This is a genomic window from Bartonella sp. MR168JLCBS (genome assembly GCF_042194175.1).
Genome location: NZ_JBHIMP010000246.1, coordinates 1 through 853 on the forward strand (window position 1 = coordinate 1; position 853 = coordinate 853).

1 protein-coding gene is annotated in these 853 nt (G+C 35.1%); it reads right to left on the bottom strand.

Translation table 11 applies throughout. The features are described 5' to 3' along the window. Positions 1 to 32: 32 nt before the first annotated feature. Positions 33 to 853: Fe-S cluster assembly protein SufD (gene sufD / locus ACFIK8_RS10645; RefSeq protein WP_375669410.1), on the bottom strand; the 821-nt coding region annotated here is incomplete at its 5' end.

The window sequence follows — 853 nt, forward strand, 5'->3', positions numbered from 1 at the left end:
ATGTTTGGACGTTATTTTCCATTTTTTCCACCTTAAACATTTTTGTCTAACCACTTGCCAATGATATTTTCCAAAATAGTTTGAATATTATACTGCTTGATGTCATCAAGCAGCTCAGAGACAAATCCTTTAATTAAAAGTGCACGAGCAGTTTTAAAAGGGATACCACGCGCCATGAGATAAAAAAGATGATCATGATTAATATTGGCAATTGTTGCACCATGGCCACACGCAACATTATCAGCAAAAATTTCTAGTTCAGGCTTTGCATAAAATTCTGCATCATCTGAAAGAATGAGACTATTACAGGCCATGTGCGCATCTGTTTTTTGAGCCTTTTGAGCAACACGTATTATTCCCTGAAATACACCAACTGCCTTATTCGTAACCACATTGCGTATAATTTCGGTTGAAGTTGATTTTTCTTCAACGTGACGAACACTCATCGTAAGATCGCTGTGTGTCTGTCCAGAAAGCAAATTTATTACTCGTAATTGAAAATCAGATTTTTCTCCTTGTAATTCAACATCAATTTCCTGACGATTAAGTTGACTGCCTATATTAATTACATAAAGTGACAATTTAGCGCTTGGGCCAAGGACAGCCCGAAACCTAGCAAATTGTGTAGAATAGAAACCACGATCCCGAATAAGAATCCATGTAACATCGCTATAAGCCGCAATATCTAATGAAAATATCGAACTGACAAAGGTTTCTCTATCATTGCCAATCTGATGTTCAACAAATACAGCTTGACTGTTTTTACCCATTTTTATGTCTGAAAAAATATGAGATTGTCCACCCATTTGAATATTTTGTAATTCAATAGGAATATTTAATTTTGTATTTTCAT